This window comes from Candidatus Aquicultor sp., assembly GCF_054640775.1.
Genome location: NZ_JBTSLF010000351.1, coordinates 1 through 2517, shown reverse-complemented (window position 1 = coordinate 2517; position 2517 = coordinate 1). Strand labels below are relative to the sequence as shown.

Here is a 2517-nt window from a genome sequence, read left to right as displayed (position 1 = left end):
CTAACCGTCCCCATTTTGCCTGACCTTCCTGTGGGACTTATCGGGGTCGTCAGGTCACAGTCCATGATGAAGAAAAATCCTCATTGTGATTTTTATTTTTTCCCAGGGTTAACAAATTTCAATTCTTCAGATAATTTTATTGGATAGGAAGCTTTGAAGCCTATTAAGATCGCTATTGATGCCATGGGTGGCGACTACGCCCCTGCCGCGGTGGTGAATGGGGCGGTTTTGGCTGTTAAGGAATTGGGAATCCCCTTGATCCTGGTGGGAAGCCAGGACCTCATCGCCAAGGAACTGAACGGGTTGATCTACAATCCCGATCTGATTACCGTTCGGCATTGCACCCAGGTGGCAGGCATGGGTGAATCCCCTATTGATGTCATCCGGCGGAAAAAGGATGCCTCTATCCGAGTGGCCTTGGAGCTGGTGAAGAATGGCGAGGCCGATGGGGTAGTGAGTGCCGGTAATTCAGGGGCGACCATGGCCTTAGGGGTGGTCGTTTTAGGAAAACTGCCGGGCGTGGAAAGACCGGCCCTGGGGGCCATTCTCCCTTCCCATTCCTCTTCAACCCTGGTGATCGATGTGGGGGCCAATGTGGATTGTACGGCCTCACAGTTAGTCCAGTTCGCCATCATGGCCGAGCCCTTGGCCCGGTACATAATGAAACGTCCCAAACCCAGAGTAGGGATAATGAGCATCGGTGAAGAAGAATCCAAAGGAAATGATCTGGTTCGTCAAACAGCGGAAATATTGAAAAAGACTCCCTTGAATTTCATCGGTAACGTGGAAGGGGGAGATATTTTCAGCGGGAAGGTGGATGTTATTGTCTGTGATGGATTTGTCGGGAATGTCTGCCTGAAGTTAAGCGAAAGTCTGGCTGAAACCGTGAAGGTTATGTTAAAAGAAGAAATAAGTTCCAGCCTGGGTTCCAAGATAGGGTTCCTTTTCCTGAAATCGGCATTTAAACGGTTTTCGAAAAGGGTGGACTATGCTGAATACGGAGGGGTTCCTCTGTTAGGCGTTGACGGGGTGGTGGTGGTCGGTCATGGCGCCTCCAATCCGAAGGCCATCATGAATGCCATTCGGGTTGCGAGCCAGGCGGTAGAAAACCGGATGACCGAACATGTCCTGGAAGGACTGAAAAATAACGAAGCCTATTATCGTAAACCCCATCGATTTTGGGATTCCATCAAGAAGAAGATAAGTTCCTGAAGCCGGCAGGGCTTTAGAACTTATCGCCTCAAGTTCAAAGTTCAAAATGCAAAATGCAAGTTAAGAAAAGTAAAAGGTTTTTGCGCTTGCTTGGCGAACAAAATCTGGTATATGTCGGACCCGGTTCGGCTGATAAAAACATAATCATTAGGGAAGGGGCAGGAAATGGACTATTTTCTTACTGAAGAACAGCAAATGATCAAGGAGATTGCCCAAAAGATCGCCGACGAGAAGATCAAACCAGTCCGGGCCGAATTGGACGAAAAAGAAGAATTCCCCCGCGAGTTATTGAAGGTGATTGCCCAATCGGATCTGTTCGGGGTTTGCATCCCTCAGGAATACGGCGGGTTCGGGGGCGGGTCTTTTGAGAATTGCCTGGCCGTAGAAGAATTGAGCCGGGCCTGCCTGGGGGTTTCCACCAGTTTCGCGGCCAGCGGTCTGGGGGCCTATCCCATCCTTCTTTATGGAAATGAAGAACAAAAAAAGAAATATCTCTCGGAGATCGCTTCGGGTCGGAAATTAGCGGCCTTTGGCCTGACCGAATCAACAGCCGGAAGTGATGCCGGCGGTATCATGACCACGGCCGAGTTAAAGGGCAGTGAATATATCCTGAACGGGACCAAACAATGGATCACCAATGCCGGGGAAGCCGACATCTATTCAGTCATTGCCATTACCGACCGCAGTAAAGGCCCGCGTGGGGCCAGCGCCTTTATCGTCGAAAAAGGGGACCCGGGTTTCGGTTTCGGCAAAAAAGAAAGTAAGATGGGCATCCGGGCTTCAACCACCGGGGAGCTGATCTTCAATCAGTGCCGTATTCCTAAAGATCGGATCATCTCCCGGGAGGGGATGGGGTTTGTCGTAGCCATGAAAACCTTTGATCAATCGCGTCCCGGCGTTGGGGCTCAGGCGGTAGGTCTGGCCCAGGGGGCTTTGGACGAGGCGGTTTCCTTCGCCCGGACCCGGATACAGTTCGGAAAACCGATTATCACTTTTCAGGCTGTTCAGCATATGCTGGCCGATATGGCCACTTTGACGGAAGCCGCCCGGGCGCTGGTTTATTCGGCGGCCCGCTTTATTGACAGCGGGGCCAAAGATGTCTCCAAGATTTCGGCCATGGCCAAGGTTTTTGCCAGTGATGCGGCCATGAAAGTCACTACGGATGCCGTCCAGGTGTTAGGGGGAACCGGCTACATGCGGGACTATCCGGTGGAGAAAATGATGCGCGACGCCAAGATCCTCCAGATCTATGAAGGCACCAATCAAGTTCAACGAAATATCATCGGCCAGGAACTCAATAAAGAA

2 protein-coding genes are annotated in these 2517 nt (G+C 51.2%); both read left to right on the top strand.

The features are described from left to right. Nucleotides 1–162: 162 nt before the first annotated feature. A complete protein-coding gene (gene plsX, locus ACYC56_RS15250; protein WP_461375025.1) occupies nucleotides 163–1212 on the top strand; it encodes a phosphate acyltransferase PlsX in 1050 nt (349 codons plus the stop codon). 165 nt (nucleotides 1213–1377) lie between these two features. Next, the coding region (locus tag ACYC56_RS15245) for an acyl-CoA dehydrogenase family protein (protein WP_461375024.1) at nucleotides 1378–2517 on the top strand (1140 nt) is incomplete at its 3' end.